Genomic DNA, 16,697 nt, shown 5'->3' on the forward strand with positions numbered 1-16,697 from the left:
ACAGTTTCTTACGCCCCCGCAAGCGTGTTGCATCGCAACAAAAAGCCGGGGACTCTTTATGCAAAACCGCAAATTCTCGATTCAAGCCATCCTGCTCGCCGCGGCGAGCACCATGCCCTTTGCCGCACATGCGCAGGACGCTCCCGATCAGGATGAAGCGGCCAGCGAAGACGAAGCGACAATTGTTGTCACCGGCTCGCGCATCGCCCGCGATCCGAACATTGGCTCGCCCGCGCCGATCCTTTCGGTGAGTGCCGAAGAGCTGACACAGGCCGGTACTTCCGATCTGGTCGACACGCTCCGCGACATTCCCGCTCTTTCGACTTCAACATCGTCAGAAGCGTCGATCGACGGTGTGTTCGCCGAGGCCGTCGGCCAATCCATCCTCAACCTGCGTGGACTCGGCGCCAACCGGACGCTGGTACTCGTCAATGGTCGCCGTCACGTTTCAGGTGTCGCGGGTGAGCAGGCGGTCGACATCAACTCGATCCCGACCGCGCTGATCGAGCGGGTCGAAACGCTGACCGGTGGTGCCTCGTCGATCTACGGCGCAGACGCTGTGTCCGGTGTTGTGAACTTCGTCCTGAAAGACGATTTCGAAGGCATCCAGGGCAACGTCCAGACGGGCCTTTCATCCGAAGGCGATTCCTGGCGTATCAATGCCGACCTTACCTGGGGCGTGAACTTCGCCGATGGCCGAGGCAACTTCGTAGTGTCGGGCGAATATGCGCGCGGCGACGAATTGCAGTTCGGCGAACGAGCCTTCTCGCGCAGCAACGGTATCTTTGACGACCAAGCCAACCCTGCCCTGCGCTTCCAGACAGGCGAACTGGGTACCGACACGCCGAACTTCCTAGCCAATGGTGCAGTGCTCGGCGGACTGATCCCCACAGATGCGACCGGCTTTACCCCGACCGCAACAGAGCAGGCGCTGATCGCGCGCTCAGTCAATGCGCCGCGTCGCTTCATCGCCGGCGACCCGCGTTTCTCGCTGTCCTCGGCTGGCGGCATCGTTGCACCAGGCGATATCGGTCTCAGCAACGGTCCTGACATCAACAATAACGGGACACCCGATTGCCTTGAGTCGGCAGTCGGTTTCAACAGCACTTTCGAACCGGGCGCATTCGGCCTTGCAGGCGGTTGCGCTGTGATCAATCCAGACGGCTCGCTTTCAGTCTACCAGGACGGACTCGTCACAGGTCTGTTCAACCAGTTCGGCGGCGACGGCATCCAGAATAACTTCGACGTGAACTCGCTGATCCCGGAAACCGAACGGTGGTCGGTCAACGCCAATCTGACCTATGAAATCTCGCCGGCGGCAACGGTATTTTTCGAAGGCAAGTATGTTTCGAGCTCGGCCGAATTCCAGGCCCAACCGAACACATTCTACGACCTGCTAACCATTCGGGCAGACAACCCGTACATCACAGGCGATCTGCAGGACTTTGTCGCTCCATTGTTCTTTGGCGACGGTGTGCAGGAAGGTCTGTATATCACCCGCGACCCGGCCGATCTGGGGCCGAACCGCAACCGCAACGAGTTTGAGACCTGGCGCTTTGTCGGCGGTGTTCGCGGCGATATCTCGGATCACGTCTCATACGAAATCGCAGCGAACTACGGACGGTTCACTCAGACAACGTTCGACGCCAACCGCGTCATCACGGACCGTTTCTTCGCTGCGATCGATGCAACGACGGACGCGAATGGGAATGCCATTTGTCGTTCGGACATCGATCCTACTGCACCGGCAACCACGCCATTCGGCATTCCGGCGAGTGATCCTGGCTTCTTCACCTTTAATCCAGGTGACGGTTCTTGCCGTCCGGCCAACATCCTTGGCGGTGTCGGTGCGATCAGCCAGGAAGCGATCGACTTCATCACCACTACGGTCGAGAACGAATTCCAGCTCGAACAACTGGTCTTCAGCGCGGTCTTCACCGGCGATACCGGCGGTTTCCTCGAGCTGCCGGGCGGCCCTGTCGGCTGGGCGTTCGGACTGGAGTATCGCGAAGAGCGGTCGGAATCGAACTTTGATCCGCTGGTTCAGGGGATCGTCCCGGTAACAACGCCAGACGTCACCGCAGGAACTCTGCTGACCGGTCAAGGCTTCTCGCAGACCTCGCTGGTATTCGACCCGGCTTCGCCGAGCTTCAACTCGCGCGGCACTTTCAGTGTCTACGACATCTATGGCGAAGTTCGCTTGCCGATCCTTTCGGGTGTTCCGTTTGCCGAGACGCTTGAGCTTGGTGGTGCAGCCCGTCTTTCGAGCTATTCGACAGTGGGCGATACATTCACCTGGAACGTTAACGGACTGTGGGCTCCGGTGGAGGATATCCTATTCCGTGGCACCTACGCCCGTGCGGTTCGTGCGCCAAACATCAGCGAACTGTTCGATCCGGCCCAGGGCGCGTTCTTCCGCCCCGTCGATCCGTGCGATGTCGGCAACCTGGTGACTGCAGCCGATCCGACACTGCGTCAGGCGAACTGCACTGCGTTCTTCAATGGAATCGGCTTCGATCCGACGCTTGGCACTGGGACTTATTCCTATGTCGACCCGCTGACGGCGCGCTTCTCGGGCACGCTCAGCGGCAACCCCGATCTTGAAGAAGAAACGGCGACAACATGGACCGTCGGCGCGCAGATCACGCCAAGCTTCCTGCCGGGCTTCATTCTCAGCGTCGATTACTACAACATCGAAATCGAGGATGCGATCGACCCGGTCGCCGCACAGGACATCGTCGACAATTGCGTGGACAGCACGGATATCAACAACGGCTTCTGCGGTCTCATCGATCGCAACCCGGCAACCGGTGGCTTCACATCCCTGCGCCAGACTTCGGTCAACTTCGCACGGTTGGAAACTGCCGGGATCGAAGCAGCGATGCAGTACAGCTTCGATGTGGGAGAACTTGGCTTCACCTTGAACGCCAACGGCACCTGGGTCGATAAGCTCAACGACTTCTTCGACCCGTCCGACCCAACCCTTGTCGACCCCGAGCTGGGCGAACTTCAGCGCCCTGAATGGGCGGGTAACGCCTCGCTGACGGTCGACTACAAAGGTTTCAGCCTGACCTGGGGCACCACCTATCTCGACTCGATGGGCCTTCGTGCTGTTGAGATCGAGCAAGTCGGCAACACCGGGACGGATACCTTCTCGATCGCGAACGGTATCTCCAGCGATGCCTTCATTCATGACATCAGCTTCAACTTCGAAGCCACTGATGAACTCGAAGTCTATGGCGGTGTGAACAACATCTTTGACCGCCAGCCATTTGTGACTGAGCAGGCATTCCCGGTCAGCCCGGTCGGCACCTTCTTCTTCCTGGGTGCCCGCGTCTCGATGTAACGCGCGAAGCGATTGCTTGAATATGGGCGGGGCGGCTGACTGGCTGCTCCGCCCTTTTCATATCCAGCAACGATGTCGCCTAGCCACGATCGCTCCCCGTGAAGCAACGCACAACAGTGTAGCTGTCGAAGCTGCGGCCTCCGCTGACGGGTACATCGCCGACCATCACCCAGGCGTGCGCGTCCATCGCTTCATCGCCTTCTCCCTTACGCAATCCGAAGAACATGCCGTGGGGCACGCGTCGCAGTCGCAGCAGCAGGCGGGCGACCAGCGCTTGCGGATAGCAATTCGCCGATTCCGGGCTGTAGCGCACAGCCAGAGTGATCGCCTCACGCACAAACATCGCCGCTTCCTGGTCCGCTGCGCTGGCTTCAGGAATAACGATTTCGACGCCATGATCGCGGCCATAGAAACGGGCCAACCGCCGCAGCGGCACCGCCAGCACCACAAGCCGCGCAGGCCACAGCATGAACCAGACCAGCGCAGTCACTGCGACCATCGAAACCGGCAGACCGGCCGCCGTTCGCAATTTTCGCAATGCCACTGGCAACAGTTTCAAAGCCTTCGCAACCATGATAGCGATCTAATCGGTTCAGGCAGACACACAAAGCGGTTTGTCGAAATGGAGGCCGAACGGGGAACAGGGTCCGCCCCTCGAAAACAGGCAAATGGCAGTACGGACATGACACCCACAAGCGACCCTGCGCGCGCTCTGCGCCGGGTCTATGGTCTCAACATTGCAAGCGATCTCGATCTGCCAGAATTGCAGAGTGCCGCTTTCGTGCATGACCCTGACGTCGTCATCGAGAAAGGGGCGGTGCCTGAGGCAGAGGAAGCCGATCCGAACAATATGCGTGCCTATGTCGACGGCTCTCCGGACCGGCTTTGGCTCGACATTCCGGACATTGTACGAATGACGATCACCGATGGTCGAAGCATCGTCTATTCGCGCTATCCGAACGTTCCCGACGATGAATTGCGGCTGTTCCTGCTCGGTTCGGGCATGGGTGCACTCCTGATGCAGCGCGGGTACATTGTTGTGCATGGTAATGCGATCATGCTGCAGGAGCTTGGCGGAGCAGTTCTGTGCGTCGGAGATTCCGGTGCTGGCAAGTCGACCACCGCAATCGCCATGATGCAGCGTGGCTATCCGATCCTTGCCGATGATGTCTGCCCGATCAGCGCCGAAGGCGTTGTGCCGCCAGGCATGCCCCGGGCCAAACTGTGGGATGACACCGCGCAGCAATTAGGCATCGACACCGCGCCGCTGGAGCGCCTGCGCGAAGGCGATGCCAAATTCAATCTCCCACTCGGCGATGCGCATTGCCCGCAGGGCCAACCCGTCAAAGCGTTCTTCTGGCTGGTCCCGGAGGAAGTCGGCAGCGTTGCAGTCACGCCCTTGTCCGGCGCCGAAAAATTCACCGTCTTGCGCAACAACATCTATCGGCCAGAATATCTGCGCCCGTTGGGCCTGGAGGTCGACTATCTGCAGCGCGTCGCCCATCTCGCATCAACAACTCCGGTGTTCCGGGTCTCGCGTCCTGCCACCGGGTTCGATATTGACGCTGTCACCAACACAATTCTTGCAACGGCAAGCGACATAGCGCCTCGCCATGACACTCATGAACTCACGGAAGCCAATCCATGACCAACGCCACGATCGAACCTTCAACAAAGCTCAAACAGGCTACCGGCGTGGTCGCCGCCGATATGAACGGCGAGACTGTGATGATGGACATCGAAAAGGGCGTCTATTTCGCCCTCGCCGGGACAGGAAACCAGATCTGGACCGCCTTGGAAGCGCCTGCGACACTCGGCGAGATAATCGAGCACATTCGCCTGGAATTTGACGTGACGGATGAAGACGATCTGGATCAAACAGTGACCGAATTCCTCGCCAACTTGCTGGAAAAGGGACTGGTGATCAAAGCCGACTGATACAAGCATGTTCGCCGCCATCATCATGCGCGGCTCGCGCGCCGCGCCGCAGGAACTTGCCACGGGTCAGGAATTGCTGGCGGCGCTGATGCCGTTTTCACAGGCGGATACAACCGGCGTGTGGCACGCTGACAATGCTCTGATCGCACAGGCCACTTGGCACAACACACCGGAATCGCTGCACGAAAAAGCGCCTGAAATTTGTCCCGACACCGGCCGAGTGATTGCCAGTTGGGTGCGGCTCGACAACCGGGCGGAACTATGTGCGGCGCTTGGATTGGATGAGGCTGCAACTCTCACGGACCCGCAGATCATCCTTGCCGCGCACCGCGAATGGGGCCGCGCGTGTTCGGATCGACTGGACGGCGATTTCAGCTTCGTGATCTACGATCCGAATAGCCATGAAGCCTTTTGCGCGCGCGATACGATGGGCGCGAAGCCATTCTACTATGTCCTGACCGATGCCTATTTCCTGGCGGCCACTTCCGCCGCAGCTCTGAAGATCGTCAAAAACCTCGATCTGACGCCCAACGTGCAATGGGCAGCCCTGTACGCGGCAGGTCTCAACTTTGCCCATTCCGAAAGTGCGTATGAAACAGTGCGCAAGCTGCCTTCGGCGCACGATCTGGTCGTGGGCCGGGAAGGACCTGCTGAACCGCGGAAGTATTTTGCATTCGACCTGGCCGCGCCGCATGCGACGCACCGCGATCCGGTTTGGGTGGACCGGTACCGCGCAGCATTCGACCGTGCCGTCGATGTGCGCGCGCGCAGCCAATTCCTCGTCGGGGCGGAAAGCTCGGGCGGGCTGGATTCGTCTTCCATCATCGCTCGTCTCGCAGAGGCTGTGCCCCACAGTCGAGATGATTTTCATACCTTCGCACTCGTCTGCATGGAGGACGAAACGGAGAAGCTTATGGCCGCTTCGACGATGTGCGATGTCCGCCACACGCATGTTCTCTATCGTCCGGAAATGCTGCGCATGGACGACGCGTTTGAGCGAGCGCTGACCGCTATGGGTCATCCGCCTGAGCACGGGCAGACGCTGATTTACCCGACGTTTTTTGAACAATGCCAATCGCTTGGGATCAGGACGATGCACTCCGGTTTTGGCGGCGATGAAATCGTGACGAACCATGCCCACAACATGATCGACGAATTGCATGTTCGGGGAGAACATGGCGTAGTGCTCGCCGAACTGCCTGGCACATTGCCTGCCCGAATCGTTCGCCTGGCAAAGCGAATGCGGCGCGGGCCCGACGACCCAGCAGCCTCGATGCGCCGCCTCATCGATTACAAGCTATCGATCGCCTGCCTTCGCCGGGACTTCCTGGAAGACACCGGTTTGCGCAAGCGGATCGATCACTGGGCGGTGCCAGAACGTTCTGAGTTCACATTGAACACGCTGGCAGGATTGGAAGCGGGCTTCCAATTTGCGCGTCCGGCCCGGCTGGAAAGCTCTGCCCTGTTCGCTGCGACATACGGCGTGGAGTATCGCTATCCCTTGCTCGATCGGCGGCTCATCCAGCAATTCTTTGCGACACCATCGATAGAGAAGCGCTGCCGCGATATGGGCCGGTACCTGCACCGGAGGGCGATGGTGGGCCGTATCCCGGATAGCATTGTGTGGCAGAGAACAAAGGATATGGGCGGTTTTCTAGGCGGGAAGCCCGCTCATGAAACTGCGCCAGTTCTCGCATTCGACGAACTGCCGCAAGAACTGCAGACAATCATGGATCCCCAGGCATTTGCCCAGCTTCAGAACAAACCGAGCGGTGCCGCAGACGCTACCAATGACACCGCAATGCGGACGCGCCTCTTCCTTTGGCAAGTCCGCCAACTGTCGACATGGCTTGAACGCGGTCGACGCTTGCCATAAGCATAGGGGGATCCGTGTTGACTCAACACGGGAATAGGGGTTTAGCCTGACTGAGCCATTGCGACAGGGGATTTTGATGATCGAACAGAAGAGCCAAGGGCAGGAGCGCACCAAGAAGCGCTTCGTTAAGCCAGAACTGCGCGTCCTGGACGTGAAGGGTACGAAGACTGGTCCGTTCCCGGATCCTTCGGAATTCCCGGGCATCCTGAATATGTCATGATTTGCTTGGTAGGTCGCTGATCAAGCGACCTTACCAGAGCATATATATCCGGCCCTGAGCCGGACAAAGAAAGGCCCGCCAGACGATACCGTCCGGCGGGCCTTTCTTGTTGTGCGGAAATCAGCTGCGGCTTGGGAAAGTCCCCACCAGTGCGATGATGTAGTTCACCGCTGCATAAGGCTGCATGTTGTTCACCGGCTGGTTGTTGCCGGTGTTGCCAACAACAATCGAATCCGATGCCATGCTCACTTCAGTCGCAGGAACCGGAGGCGCATAAATGTTGGCTCCCGTGGTGATGACACCCAGCAGGTTGCCCGTAGGGTTGCCGGTGGTTCCCGGCGCGCTTTCGGCCCGCATGGTCGCTGTGTGATTGTGCGAAGGCAGCTGAGTGGTGTTCAGCGTATTTGTCTCGGTCCCGCTACGCGAACCAAGCGGACGGTTGGTCAGCCCCGGGCCGTTTCCGGCGTGTACCGCTGCCCGGCCACGCAATTCTGGCAAGGCGAATGTCGTCCGGCCATCCCCGCCATAGATCGTGCCCAGGATCGAAAACAGTGCCGTGTTCTGTGCAATCGGCAGCAATTGCCCGCTGCAGAACGCCCAACCGCGCGGCGCGAAATTCCCGCCGAACATGATGATTTGTCCAATGAATGGGTCCATCTCGTAAACTCCTCCCCTCAGGTGGTTATGCGACGAGATGGACCATACGCAGGTTAAGACCTACTTGGGAAGAGACCCTGTGTGCAGATGACGTAGTTGAGCGCCTGGAATGGCGGCACGATGTTGAAGCTGGCATTGCCACCAGCGTTGCCGACCGTGACGCTGTCGGGGTGCATGGCAACCTCATCCGCAGCTACGGCGTTGGCATAAATCTTTGTCGCGCCGGTTATCACGCCAAGCAGCCGGCCCGTCGGATCGCCCGAAGTTCCGGAATTGCTTTCTGCGTGCATCGTCGCGACGTGGTTGTGCGAGGGAAGTTCTGCCTGCGTTAGTGTCACATTCTGCCGACCGCCAGATTGTCCCAGAACGTTTGGTTGCAGTCCGGGGCCACTGCCCTGGCCGACTAAAACCCGCCCGCGCAAATCCGGCAAACCGAAAGTCGTCCGGCCGTCGCCGCCATAGTTGGTGCCGAGCAGTGAGAACAATGCGGAATTCGAGCTGATCGCAATCAATTGCCCATGACAAAACGCCCAACCTCTTGGTGCAAAATTGCCCGCAAAACCGATAACCTGCGCGAGATAACCTTCCATATTGTGCCTGTCCTTGTTCTTTTTGAAAGCGGACTATCCGCTTTTTACAGCAGTGTTCGGAGACAGGCGACCCGATTTTTGTTTTGGAAGCCCCCGCTATATTTAGAGCCTATACGAATCCACTAGTGCTGACAAAAGGAATATTGACCGGCAGAGACAATTGACGTTCTTCTATGAAATGCCTGACGCGGCCTCTGCGTTGGCTTTTGGGATGAAAGCGGGACACATGAACGTCCACTCAAACAAGCAATCGCACTCCGCCCTTCATCCAGTATCTTCGATAAATGAACCAGCCTGTCCACATCACCGCATATAACCCTAAGGCGGCAAAGATCGCCGGGCGCGGATCCTCTAAAGTGCTGACCGAACCTGCATAGGCGGCGATCCCCATATAGGGCAAAGATCCCACCACCCAGAACATAGCAAAGCGCGGCAATGGCATGCGCGTCATCCCAGCCATGCAGGCAGTCACTTCGGGCAGGATTGGAGCGGCGCGAGACAGCATGATCATGCCGGGCCCGTGCGAGGTGAAGGCACCGCGCATCTCGGCGCGCTCATCCTCATCTCGGATCACTTTGGCAAGCGCGCCTTCGCCCCAGCGCCCGCAAATCGCATAGCCGCCAAATGCAGCAATGGCTGAACCTGTCATAGCAGCGGCGAAACCCATCTCAAATCCGAGGAAGTAGCTGCCGAGGATGACAATGGTGAGTGTCGGCACAGCGACGAAAAGGTCGATGGCGAGAAGGCCTACCACCACCGCAACCACCGTGAGCGCGGAGAGAGTGCTTGCGATCTCCAGCCAGTCTCGCACATTGTCCTCGTTCAAGATGCCGAGCACGCGACCAAGAATGAAAGTGGACGCGAAGATCGCGGCGATGGTCACCATAACCTTGAGCAGAGTTTTCATGAGTCACCTTTTTGCATGATTGCGTTGGCAATTGAGGGAGAGAGACGGTTGATGACGCGAAGCAATCTGGCTTTGCCGATGTCATTGTCGGGCGTACCGCGTTCGATCCCGCGAATGATCTGACCCGCAACCTCTTGCGACGAGAGCTTGCCGTTTCCGCGCCCAGCAGTCATCGGCGTGTCGACCAGTGGCAGGAAGGCTTGCTGAACCCGTATGTTGGTCCCGCCCAATTGCGCTCGCAGACCGCGAGAGAGATTATCGAGCCCGCCTTTGGTCGCGCAGTAAACCGCCGACTCTTTCTTGGGCACGAGACCCAGGCCCGAATTGACGTTGAGGATGAAACTCTCAGGTCGTCTGCGCAGGCTACCGAGCAAACCGTGGATCAGCTGAGCTGGGCTGGTGAGATTGACCGCAATTTCTGTCGCGATGCTGGCGGGGTCAAAATCAATGTCGGTGAACTTGGGCAGGAATTGCACGGCTGCGCAATTGATCAGTCCATCGATCCCATCAGGAAAAGATTGGGTGATCGCTTCGATAGCCAGCTCAACGCTCACCTCATCGGCCAGATTTGTCGCGATATGGACAAATCCAGGCAACAATCGCACGACATCCTCTGGCGGAGCGCGGCGCGAAAGGTTGATGATAGTGTTGGACGCGCCGAGCGCGTTCAAAAGATCGAGGCCAACTCCAGAACTGGCTCCCGTCAGGACAATGGTTTTGTTTTCAAGCTTCATGGCACTAGGATATTGCCGAGGTGCAACGCGCCGTAATTAACCGAGGTTCATTTGTCGCAATTTCAAGAACTTGTGGTCCGGAACGGGCGCCACATCACATTGAAAATGGGCGACCATGCCTTCATGCAGGGGGACAATGATTCGAATGTCTACTTCGTCAAATCGGGCCTGCTAAAGGCGTATTACGTTCGCGCCGATGGCAAAGAGCACATCAAGTCCTTCCTCGCCGAAGGTTCGATAATTGGCAGCATGGTGGCTTTGGTCGACGGAGATCCGTGCACCTTTAGCCTCGTTGCCAGCGAGCCCACTTTGGTGATTGCATTGCCTTACAAAGTGTTGGCGGACGCCGCACAAAACGACATTGCGCTAGCCAATGCGCTGGTCGGGTTTCTCTCAACCTATGGCAAGCGCAAGGAGCAGCGCGAATACCAATTGCTGAGCCTTTCAGCAGAAGATCGTTATGCCGTGATGATCGAAACCATGCCTGAGATTGCAGAGCGGGTGAGCCAGGGAGATCTTGCCGCGTATATAGGCATCACACCCCAGGCGCTCAGCCGGATCAAACGGCGTTTGACTCAGTAAATGACTGATCTGCTGCCTTTGACCAGCGATTGGGCCGAAAGCCGAAAATCTGCCCCGACCCAGTGCCTGCCGATTGCGACGGTCATTTTCGCAACAGAACCCGCTACCAGCCGGTGCCGCTTTCACAGCAAGCCTCTATTTTCTCTACTGAAGGTGCTGGTGCCGCTTAGAGGATTCGAACCTCTGACCCCATCATTACGAATGATGTGCTCTACCAACTGAGCTAAAGCGGCACTCTTGGGCGCAGGGATCGTCCGCCGCGCGAATTCAAAAAGTGGAGGCCCGAGCCGGAATCGAACCGGCGTGCAAGGATTTGCAGTCCTCTGCGTAACCACTCCGCCATCGGGCCGAGCCGCCCCATTACAGGGCGGAAGCGGCGCACTAGCGATTCGCCGCCGCAAAGGCAATGCGGCAATCGCTGCCTGCTGCCTCAAGTAACGATAATCTGGAACCCTTCGCAAAAGCGCTAGCTTACGCAACGTCAGTCTGGACCACTGCGGATCGGATGGGCAGAGCACTCCCATGACGATAGCAAGCCTACTCGAACCGGTGACCGGTCAGCCCGGTCCCGCCCGTCTCGATCATGCCAGCAACTGGATGCAAGGACGCACTCTGTATGGCGGCGCTTCGGCGCTCGTGGCCTACACAATGGCGACCCGAGCCTTCAGCGACTTGCCGCCGCTGCGCGCTGCCCAGATCGGCTTCGTTGCGCCGGTCGGAGAAGAGATCGAGCTTTCCGCCGAGATCGTCCGGCAAGGCCGCAACGTCACCCAAATCCGCAGCGAAATCCTGTCCGAAGGCAAGGTTGCGCTCACCGCATTCTGGCTGTTCGGAACCGCGCGCGATGCCAATGCCGAGCGTACCGCCGATGCGCCGGAGAGCTGGCCGGGCGGCCCGGAGGAGAACGCCGCCGCAATGGGCGGGCAAGGCCCCTCCTTCATTCAGAACAACTTCGACATCCGGTTCGGTCAGGCGAAGGACGAGGATCACGGCGCGACCATTCGCCGTTGGGCACGCCTGACCGAGGATCACTCGCTCGACCCGGTCAGCAAGCTGGTTCTGATGGGCGATGTCATGCCGCCGGGCGCGATGCGCATCATGCAGCGCATGGGCCCGATCAGTTCGATCAACTGGTCGTTCAACGTGCTCGACCCGGACACCCAATCCGAAGGTGGCTGGTATCTCGCCGAGAATGCGAGTCAGCACGCCGATGCAGGCTATTCTTCGGAACGCTTACGGATGTGGGACCGCGAAGGCCGCCAAGTGCTTGACGGCCTGCAATGTGTGGCGGTTTTTGGTTGAAGAGGGGCCTCGCCCTGCCTCCCCACCCGGCCACCGATTGTACCACCAGGCTTTGGTGGCCGGGTGGGGAGGCGGGGCGGGAGGCCTCGCGCTAAATCAAACGTCCTCGAATTTCGGCGCGCGTTTCTGCATGCCAGCCATAACCGCTTCGACCTGATTCCGGGTGCGCATAATCGCGTGCTGCTCAATGCTTTCTTCGAGCAGAATGGCATCGGTGCCGCGTTCGAGCATGCCGGCTTGAAGACGCTTTGCCGCGCGGATTGCATGAGGGTTCCGATTGGCGATCTCGCTGGCAATCATGGTCGCCCGCGCGTGAGGTTCGGAATCGACATGCGTTGCCAGCCCAAGACCCTGAGCATCCGCGCCGCTGAATTCGCGATTGGTGTAAATCAGTTCACGCAGCACATCGTCGCGCACCAGCCCGCGCCACAGTGCGTAGCCGCCCATATCGGGGACCAGCCCCCATTTGAGTTCCATGATAGCCATACGGGTTTCTGGATGGACCACGCGAATATCGGCGCCGCTGGCGATCTGAAGGCCGCCGCCGAAGCAAACACCGTGCACCGCTGCGATCACTGGCACGGGCAGCTTGCGCCAGAGCATGGCTACCTGCTGGAACTTGTTCGAGTTGCCATATGTGCGTTCAGTTAGCTCAGGCTCATCGGGGCTGGGCGTACGGCTAAAGCTGGCAGTATCAAGCCCGGCGCAAAACGCCCGTCCCTCACCCGAAAGTACAACAGCACGAAGCCCTTCCATCTTGTGCAACGCGCTGCCCGCTTCGATGATCCGCTCGAACATTTCCGGATCAAGTGCATTCATCTTGTCCCCGCGCGTCATGCGCACCTGCGCGACGCCGTCCGCGTTCATATCTATCGAAATTCTGTCATTGGCCTGCATGGGCTCGGTCATCCTCGAATTCTGTTCAATTCTAGTGCCTGTGAGCGTGACCGATGCTTTTCGGCAAGTCCAGACGGAATTGTGGTGAGGCCTTTCCGCTCATTGGCAGTTCCGCTCGCGATTGAAAGTTAGTCGGGCGCCTTGCCGCCAAATGCGAACGCGCCTGGCCCCAAAGGTGTGTCGAGAAAGTATCCTCCATCCGGATGGGTCGCCAGTATCTTCGCAAGGCCAAATGACGCCAACTTCGCCCGCACCCGGGCGACATGCACGGCCACGCTGTTCGTCTCTGGCTCAATTGTGATCCGCCACACATCCGCGAGCAGCTGCTGCTTCGTCATCACTTGGCCGGGCTGTTCAGCCAAACGCCAGAGCAGCTCAAATTCGCGCGGGTGCAACGCGAGCCACTTATCCTCCACACGGCCGTCGCGATGAAACAGGTCAAGCGTTACGTCACCCGCTTCCCTGAAACGCGGGATCAGCGTGTCGCCATCGGGAAAGATGCTGTAGGCTGCTGTTGGATTCACAGGTCCCCTCCTGCGCGCATCGAATAAACAGCGCTTTCTGTGAAAATGAGATGATCGAGCAACTCGATATCCAGGGCCAAGGCGACAGCGGCCAGCCTGCGCGTTGCGTCGACGTCGATCTTGCTCGGGCGGCAGTCGCCGGAAGGATGGTTATGCGCCACGATTATGCCTGTTGCTCCAACTGTCAGCGCTCGGCCGAACAGATCGCGCATCCGCAATGAGAGAGCAGCGGCCTGTCCTTGGCCCATCGGTTCGTCAGCCAGATAAGCGCGCTCTGAATTGACGAAAATCGCGTGAAACCGCTCCATGTGACCAGGACCTTCCACGACCATATTGCGGAGGTAATCGATCATCGCCGCAATCCTCGTTTCTCGAGGATCGCTGCGCCTTTCCTGCGCGCGGATTTGAGTCATGATCATCGCTCATCCTTCTTGGCAAACAAATCATATTCAAAGACAGCCGCCAGCCGTGCTCGCAACGGATTGGCAGCGATGCGGTCGGTCCACTGCGGGGGTATTCGCCAATCTCGATAAGCCCCATATTTCCGTTTGCGCAGAATGTGCCGGGTCAGACCGATTCCAAGGAAAATCAGCAGCAACCAGCCAGGCGCTAGGACCATGGCGTTAAAGGTGACAGGTGATACCGCCTCAAACATGCTGCGAACAAAATGAACGGTCACGGCAAGAACCTGCATGCCGGCAATGAACAGCGTGTAGTTGCGGTTGGCGTACAGAGCGATACCGGTCAGCATCAGACCGGCGCAGACGTCAATCGTGATGGGGAACGGGTAGATATCGGCAAGTGCCGGACCTGCCTCAACCACAGAATCATACGCCCAGTCGCCCAACTGAAAGACGACCAACCAAGTCAGGGCAACCGCGCGCTCTGGCCCGCCTCCCAGGACAAGCGCGGCAAGACACAAAGTCACAGCCAGGATGTCCTGTGCTACAATGCGATATTCGGAGGCGAGCAGCTCTAACATCAGCCTTTCATCCAATCAGGACGGCGTGTTTACTGGCATCAGCTCGGGCAGATCTACTAACGCCGATGACATATCGGTCGATGCCGATTTGACGTTTGTAAAACTCAATCATTGGAGCAACTGCGAGCGCTTGGGTTCCGCGAACTGGCGTGCGGACGGATTGAGGTTTGCGATCGTGCGGTCGGTCACAATTGAACTCCCGCCTCATCCTCGCTCGTCAGGAGAAGCCTTGTTCGTCTGTGGGGACGGCGGCACGGCCTTCCAATGCTTCGCTGATCGAGACCGCGGCAGTGACCAGCAGGACGACCGCGGCAAGGATACCGAACGCGATTACGATGATCGCGCCCAGACGAAACAAGGCAGCGTGCTCGCCATCGAGCACCCCAGGTACGACCCTTGGCTCGCCAGGACGCAGCCAGGGCGCCTGTTCAAGCAGCGGCAAAACGTCGCTCATCACGAGTTCGCCTTGGTCGACTTGAGCACCATTAGTGCCACCAGCGCCGCCCGAAGGAACCTGAGAATTGCTGTATGCAGGTTCACTAAAGCCCTTAGGCGAATCCGCAGGTGATTGATTTTCTTCCGTTTTCCCATTCTCTTGGGCTTTAGGTTCCGTGCTCTTGGCCGGCCTGCTCGCCCGGTAGAGTTCAACCAGATCGCCGAGACTGCCAGCCCCATAGATATCCTTAAGGGCCCGAATGTGCTGGTTGATTCGGGTTTCGGACACGCCAAGTTCCTGCGCGATGACCTTGATGGGCACGCGCCGATCGATTCTTTCCATCACGGCGCCCTGACGTTCAGTCAGTTTGCGCGGCGTGGCGGGCGGCATCTCTTCCTCCTAGTCAAAACGGGTTGCCAAAGTCAGTTAACGTTTAATGTCCAATATGGCTCCGAAAACTTATCTGCAGGCTGCCGGACACCTGATTCAAGATCATGCGGCCGAACTATTGATGCCAAGAGAGGAAAGGTAACGCTTTACATTGCGCGCGGCTTGTCTGAGCCGTTGCTCATTCTCGACCATCGCGATCCGGACAAAGCCTTCGCCTTCCTCCCCGTAACCAACCCCTGGTGCGACCGCGACTTGCGCCTCGGTCAGCAATTGTTTCGAGAATTCAAGACTTCCCATGCTCGCCAGTGCCGGCGGCAGCGGAGCCCATGCGAACATCGAGGCCGCTGGTGAAGGGATGTCCCAGCCAGCGCGGCCGAATGCCTCGACCATGACATCGCGGCGTTTGCGGTACAGTTCACGGTTCTTCTCGACGATATCCTGCGGGCCGTTGAGCGCTGCACAGGCGGCCGCCTGAATGGGAGTGAAAGCTCCGTAATCGAGGTAGGATTTCACCCGCGTCATGGCTGCAATCAGCTTCTTGTTCCCGACAGCAAAGCCCATTCGCCACCCTGCCATCGAGTAGGTCTTGCTCATGCTGGTGAACTCGACCGCGATATCTTTGGCACCTTTGACCTGCATGATCGAAGGCGTCGGATTGCCGTCGTAATAAAGTTCGGAATAGGCAAGGTCGGACAGCAACCACACCTTGTTCTCTTTCGCCCACGCGACCAAACGCTCATAGAAGGCGAGATCGACAGTCTCGGCAGTCGGGTTGGACGGATAGCTCACAACCAGCACACTGGGGCGCGGCACCGTAAAGTTCATCGCGCTTTCGAGCGATTGCCAATACCGCTCGTCCGGCGTCGTGGGGACCGAGCGAATTGTTGCCCCAGCGATGATAAAGCCAAACGTGTGGATGGGATAAGACGGATTGGGCGCGAGAATTACGTCACCGGGTGCAGTAATCGCGTTGGCGAGGCTGGCGAGACCCTCTTTCGAGCCCATCGTCACCACCACTTCGGTTTCAGGATCGAGATCGACCCCAAACCGGCGCGCGTAATAATTGGCCTGGGCACGGCGCAGGCCGGGGATGCCTTTCGACTGCGAATAGCCGTGAGCATCCGGTTTACTTGCCACCTCGCACAATTTGTCGATCACGTGCTGCGGTGGGGGCTGATCGGGATTGCCCATCCCGAGATCGATGATGTCCTGACCCGCCTGACGCGCCGCATGACGCATCGAGTTTACCTCGGCGATCACATACGGCGGAAGCCGCTTCATGCGGTAAAACTGGTCATTCATTGCGATCTACACCC

18 protein-coding genes and 2 tRNA genes are annotated in these 16,697 nt (G+C 58.6%); 7 read left to right on the forward strand and 13 right to left on the reverse strand.

Annotation, left to right across the window (positions count from 1 at the left end):
• The first annotated feature begins 58 nt into the window (after positions 1-58).
• On the forward strand, positions 59-3,346 hold the full coding sequence (locus tag Q0837_RS12135; RefSeq protein WP_298469419.1) for a TonB-dependent receptor: 3,288 nt from the start codon (positions 59-61) through the stop codon (positions 3,344-3,346).
• Between the two features lie 79 nt (positions 3,347-3,425).
• Here the strand turns inward: Q0837_RS12135 and Q0837_RS12140 are convergent, their stop codons facing one another.
• The gene (locus Q0837_RS12140) at positions 3,426-3,890 is read right to left on the reverse strand and encodes a lasso peptide biosynthesis B2 protein (RefSeq protein ID WP_298469421.1); all 465 of its coding nucleotides are present in this window, start codon (positions 3,888-3,890) and stop codon (positions 3,426-3,428) included.
• Between the two features lie 138 nt (positions 3,891-4,028).
• Here Q0837_RS12140 and Q0837_RS12145 point away from each other — a divergent pair, with 138 nt between their 5' ends.
• From Q0837_RS12145 to Q0837_RS12160, 4 genes are all read left to right on the forward strand, one after another.
• Entirely contained in the window at positions 4,029-4,994 is a 966-nt protein-coding gene (locus Q0837_RS12145; RefSeq protein WP_298469424.1) for a hypothetical protein, read from the forward strand.
• Complete coding sequence (locus tag Q0837_RS12150) at positions 4,991-5,284, forward strand: PqqD family peptide modification chaperone (RefSeq protein ID WP_298469427.1); 294 nt, start codon at positions 4,991-4,993, stop codon at positions 5,282-5,284. Before Q0837_RS12145 ends, Q0837_RS12150 begins: the two co-directional genes overlap by 4 nt.
• A gap of 7 nt (positions 5,285-5,291) precedes the next feature.
• Positions 5,292-7,160 carry an asparagine synthase-related protein gene (locus tag Q0837_RS12155; RefSeq protein ID WP_298469430.1) on the forward strand — a complete coding sequence of 623 codons (1,869 nt, stop codon included), beginning with the start codon at positions 5,292-5,294 and terminating at the stop codon, positions 7,158-7,160.
• 76 nt (positions 7,161-7,236) lie between these two features.
• Positions 7,237-7,380, forward strand: coding sequence for a hypothetical protein (locus Q0837_RS12160; RefSeq protein ID WP_298469432.1), 144 nt, complete (start codon positions 7,237-7,239; stop codon positions 7,378-7,380).
• A gap of 120 nt (positions 7,381-7,500) precedes the next feature.
• On the opposite strand, the gene Q0837_RS12165 is transcribed toward Q0837_RS12160, so the two are convergent.
• From Q0837_RS12165 to Q0837_RS12180, 4 genes are all read right to left on the reverse strand, one after another.
• Positions 7,501-8,037 (reverse strand): phage tail protein, encoded by a 537-nt coding sequence (locus Q0837_RS12165; RefSeq protein WP_298469434.1) that lies wholly within the window; start codon positions 8,035-8,037, stop codon positions 7,501-7,503.
• Positions 8,038-8,090: 53 nt separating this feature from the next.
• A complete protein-coding gene (locus tag Q0837_RS12170; protein ID WP_298469435.1) occupies positions 8,091-8,627 on the reverse strand; it encodes a phage tail protein in 537 nt (178 codons plus the stop codon).
• A gap of 238 nt (positions 8,628-8,865) precedes the next feature.
• Positions 8,866-9,534: a TVP38/TMEM64 family protein gene (locus tag Q0837_RS12175; RefSeq protein WP_298469438.1), complete on the reverse strand. Its 669-nt coding sequence runs from the start codon at positions 9,532-9,534 to the stop codon at positions 8,866-8,868.
• Entirely contained in the window at positions 9,531-10,268 is a 738-nt protein-coding gene (locus Q0837_RS12180; RefSeq protein ID WP_298469441.1) for an SDR family NAD(P)-dependent oxidoreductase, read from the reverse strand. The genes Q0837_RS12175 and Q0837_RS12180 overlap by 4 nt, the downstream gene beginning before the upstream one ends.
• A gap of 105 nt (positions 10,269-10,373) precedes the next feature.
• Between Q0837_RS12180 and Q0837_RS12185 the strand changes: the two genes are divergently transcribed.
• Complete coding sequence (locus Q0837_RS12185) at positions 10,374-10,850, forward strand: Crp/Fnr family transcriptional regulator (RefSeq protein ID WP_298469443.1); 477 nt, start codon at positions 10,374-10,376, stop codon at positions 10,848-10,850.
• A 157-nt stretch (positions 10,851-11,007) separates the two neighbouring features.
• Here the strand turns inward: Q0837_RS12185 and Q0837_RS12190 are convergent.
• Both Q0837_RS12190 and Q0837_RS12195 read right to left on the reverse strand, forming a co-directional pair.
• Positions 11,008-11,083: transfer RNA gene (locus tag Q0837_RS12190), tRNA-Thr, on the reverse strand.
• 42 nt (positions 11,084-11,125) lie between these two features.
• Positions 11,126-11,199, reverse strand: a tRNA-Cys gene (locus Q0837_RS12195).
• A gap of 173 nt (positions 11,200-11,372) precedes the next feature.
• Here Q0837_RS12195 and Q0837_RS12200 point away from each other — a divergent pair.
• Positions 11,373-12,152 (forward strand): thioesterase family protein, encoded by a 780-nt coding sequence (locus tag Q0837_RS12200; protein WP_298469446.1) that lies wholly within the window; start codon positions 11,373-11,375, stop codon positions 12,150-12,152.
• A gap of 96 nt (positions 12,153-12,248) precedes the next feature.
• On the opposite strand, the gene Q0837_RS12205 is transcribed toward Q0837_RS12200, so the two are convergent.
• The 6 genes from Q0837_RS12205 to Q0837_RS12230 all read right to left on the reverse strand — a co-directional run bounded on the left by Q0837_RS12205 (position 12,249) and on the right by Q0837_RS12230 (position 16,683).
• On the reverse strand, positions 12,249-13,061 hold the full coding sequence (locus Q0837_RS12205) for a crotonase/enoyl-CoA hydratase family protein (RefSeq protein WP_298469449.1): 813 nt from the start codon (positions 13,059-13,061) through the stop codon (positions 12,249-12,251).
• Positions 13,062-13,177: 116 nt separating this feature from the next.
• Entirely contained in the window at positions 13,178-13,573 is a 396-nt protein-coding gene (locus tag Q0837_RS12210) for a winged helix-turn-helix domain-containing protein (protein ID WP_298469451.1), read from the reverse strand.
• Positions 13,570-13,992, reverse strand: a complete 423-nt coding sequence (locus tag Q0837_RS12215; RefSeq protein WP_298469453.1) for a JAB domain-containing protein — start codon at positions 13,990-13,992, stop codon at positions 13,570-13,572. Before Q0837_RS12215 ends, Q0837_RS12210 begins: the two co-directional genes overlap by 4 nt.
• Positions 13,989-14,555 (reverse strand): hypothetical protein, encoded by a 567-nt coding sequence (locus Q0837_RS12220; RefSeq protein WP_298469455.1) that lies wholly within the window; start codon positions 14,553-14,555, stop codon positions 13,989-13,991. Before Q0837_RS12220 ends, Q0837_RS12215 begins: the two co-directional genes overlap by 4 nt.
• Positions 14,556-14,772: 217 nt before the next feature.
• Positions 14,773-15,381 carry a hypothetical protein gene (locus tag Q0837_RS12225; protein WP_298469457.1) on the reverse strand — a complete coding sequence of 203 codons (609 nt, stop codon included), beginning with the start codon at positions 15,379-15,381 and terminating at the stop codon, positions 14,773-14,775.
• Between the two features lie 102 nt (positions 15,382-15,483).
• The gene (locus tag Q0837_RS12230) at positions 15,484-16,683 is read right to left on the reverse strand and encodes an LL-diaminopimelate aminotransferase (protein ID WP_298469459.1); all 1,200 of its coding nucleotides are present in this window, start codon (positions 16,681-16,683) and stop codon (positions 15,484-15,486) included.
• Positions 16,684-16,697: the final 14 nt, after the last annotated feature.

The sequence above is a fragment of the uncultured Erythrobacter sp. genome (assembly GCF_947499705.1).
In the GTDB taxonomy this organism is placed as follows: domain Bacteria; phylum Pseudomonadota; class Alphaproteobacteria; order Sphingomonadales; family Sphingomonadaceae; genus Erythrobacter.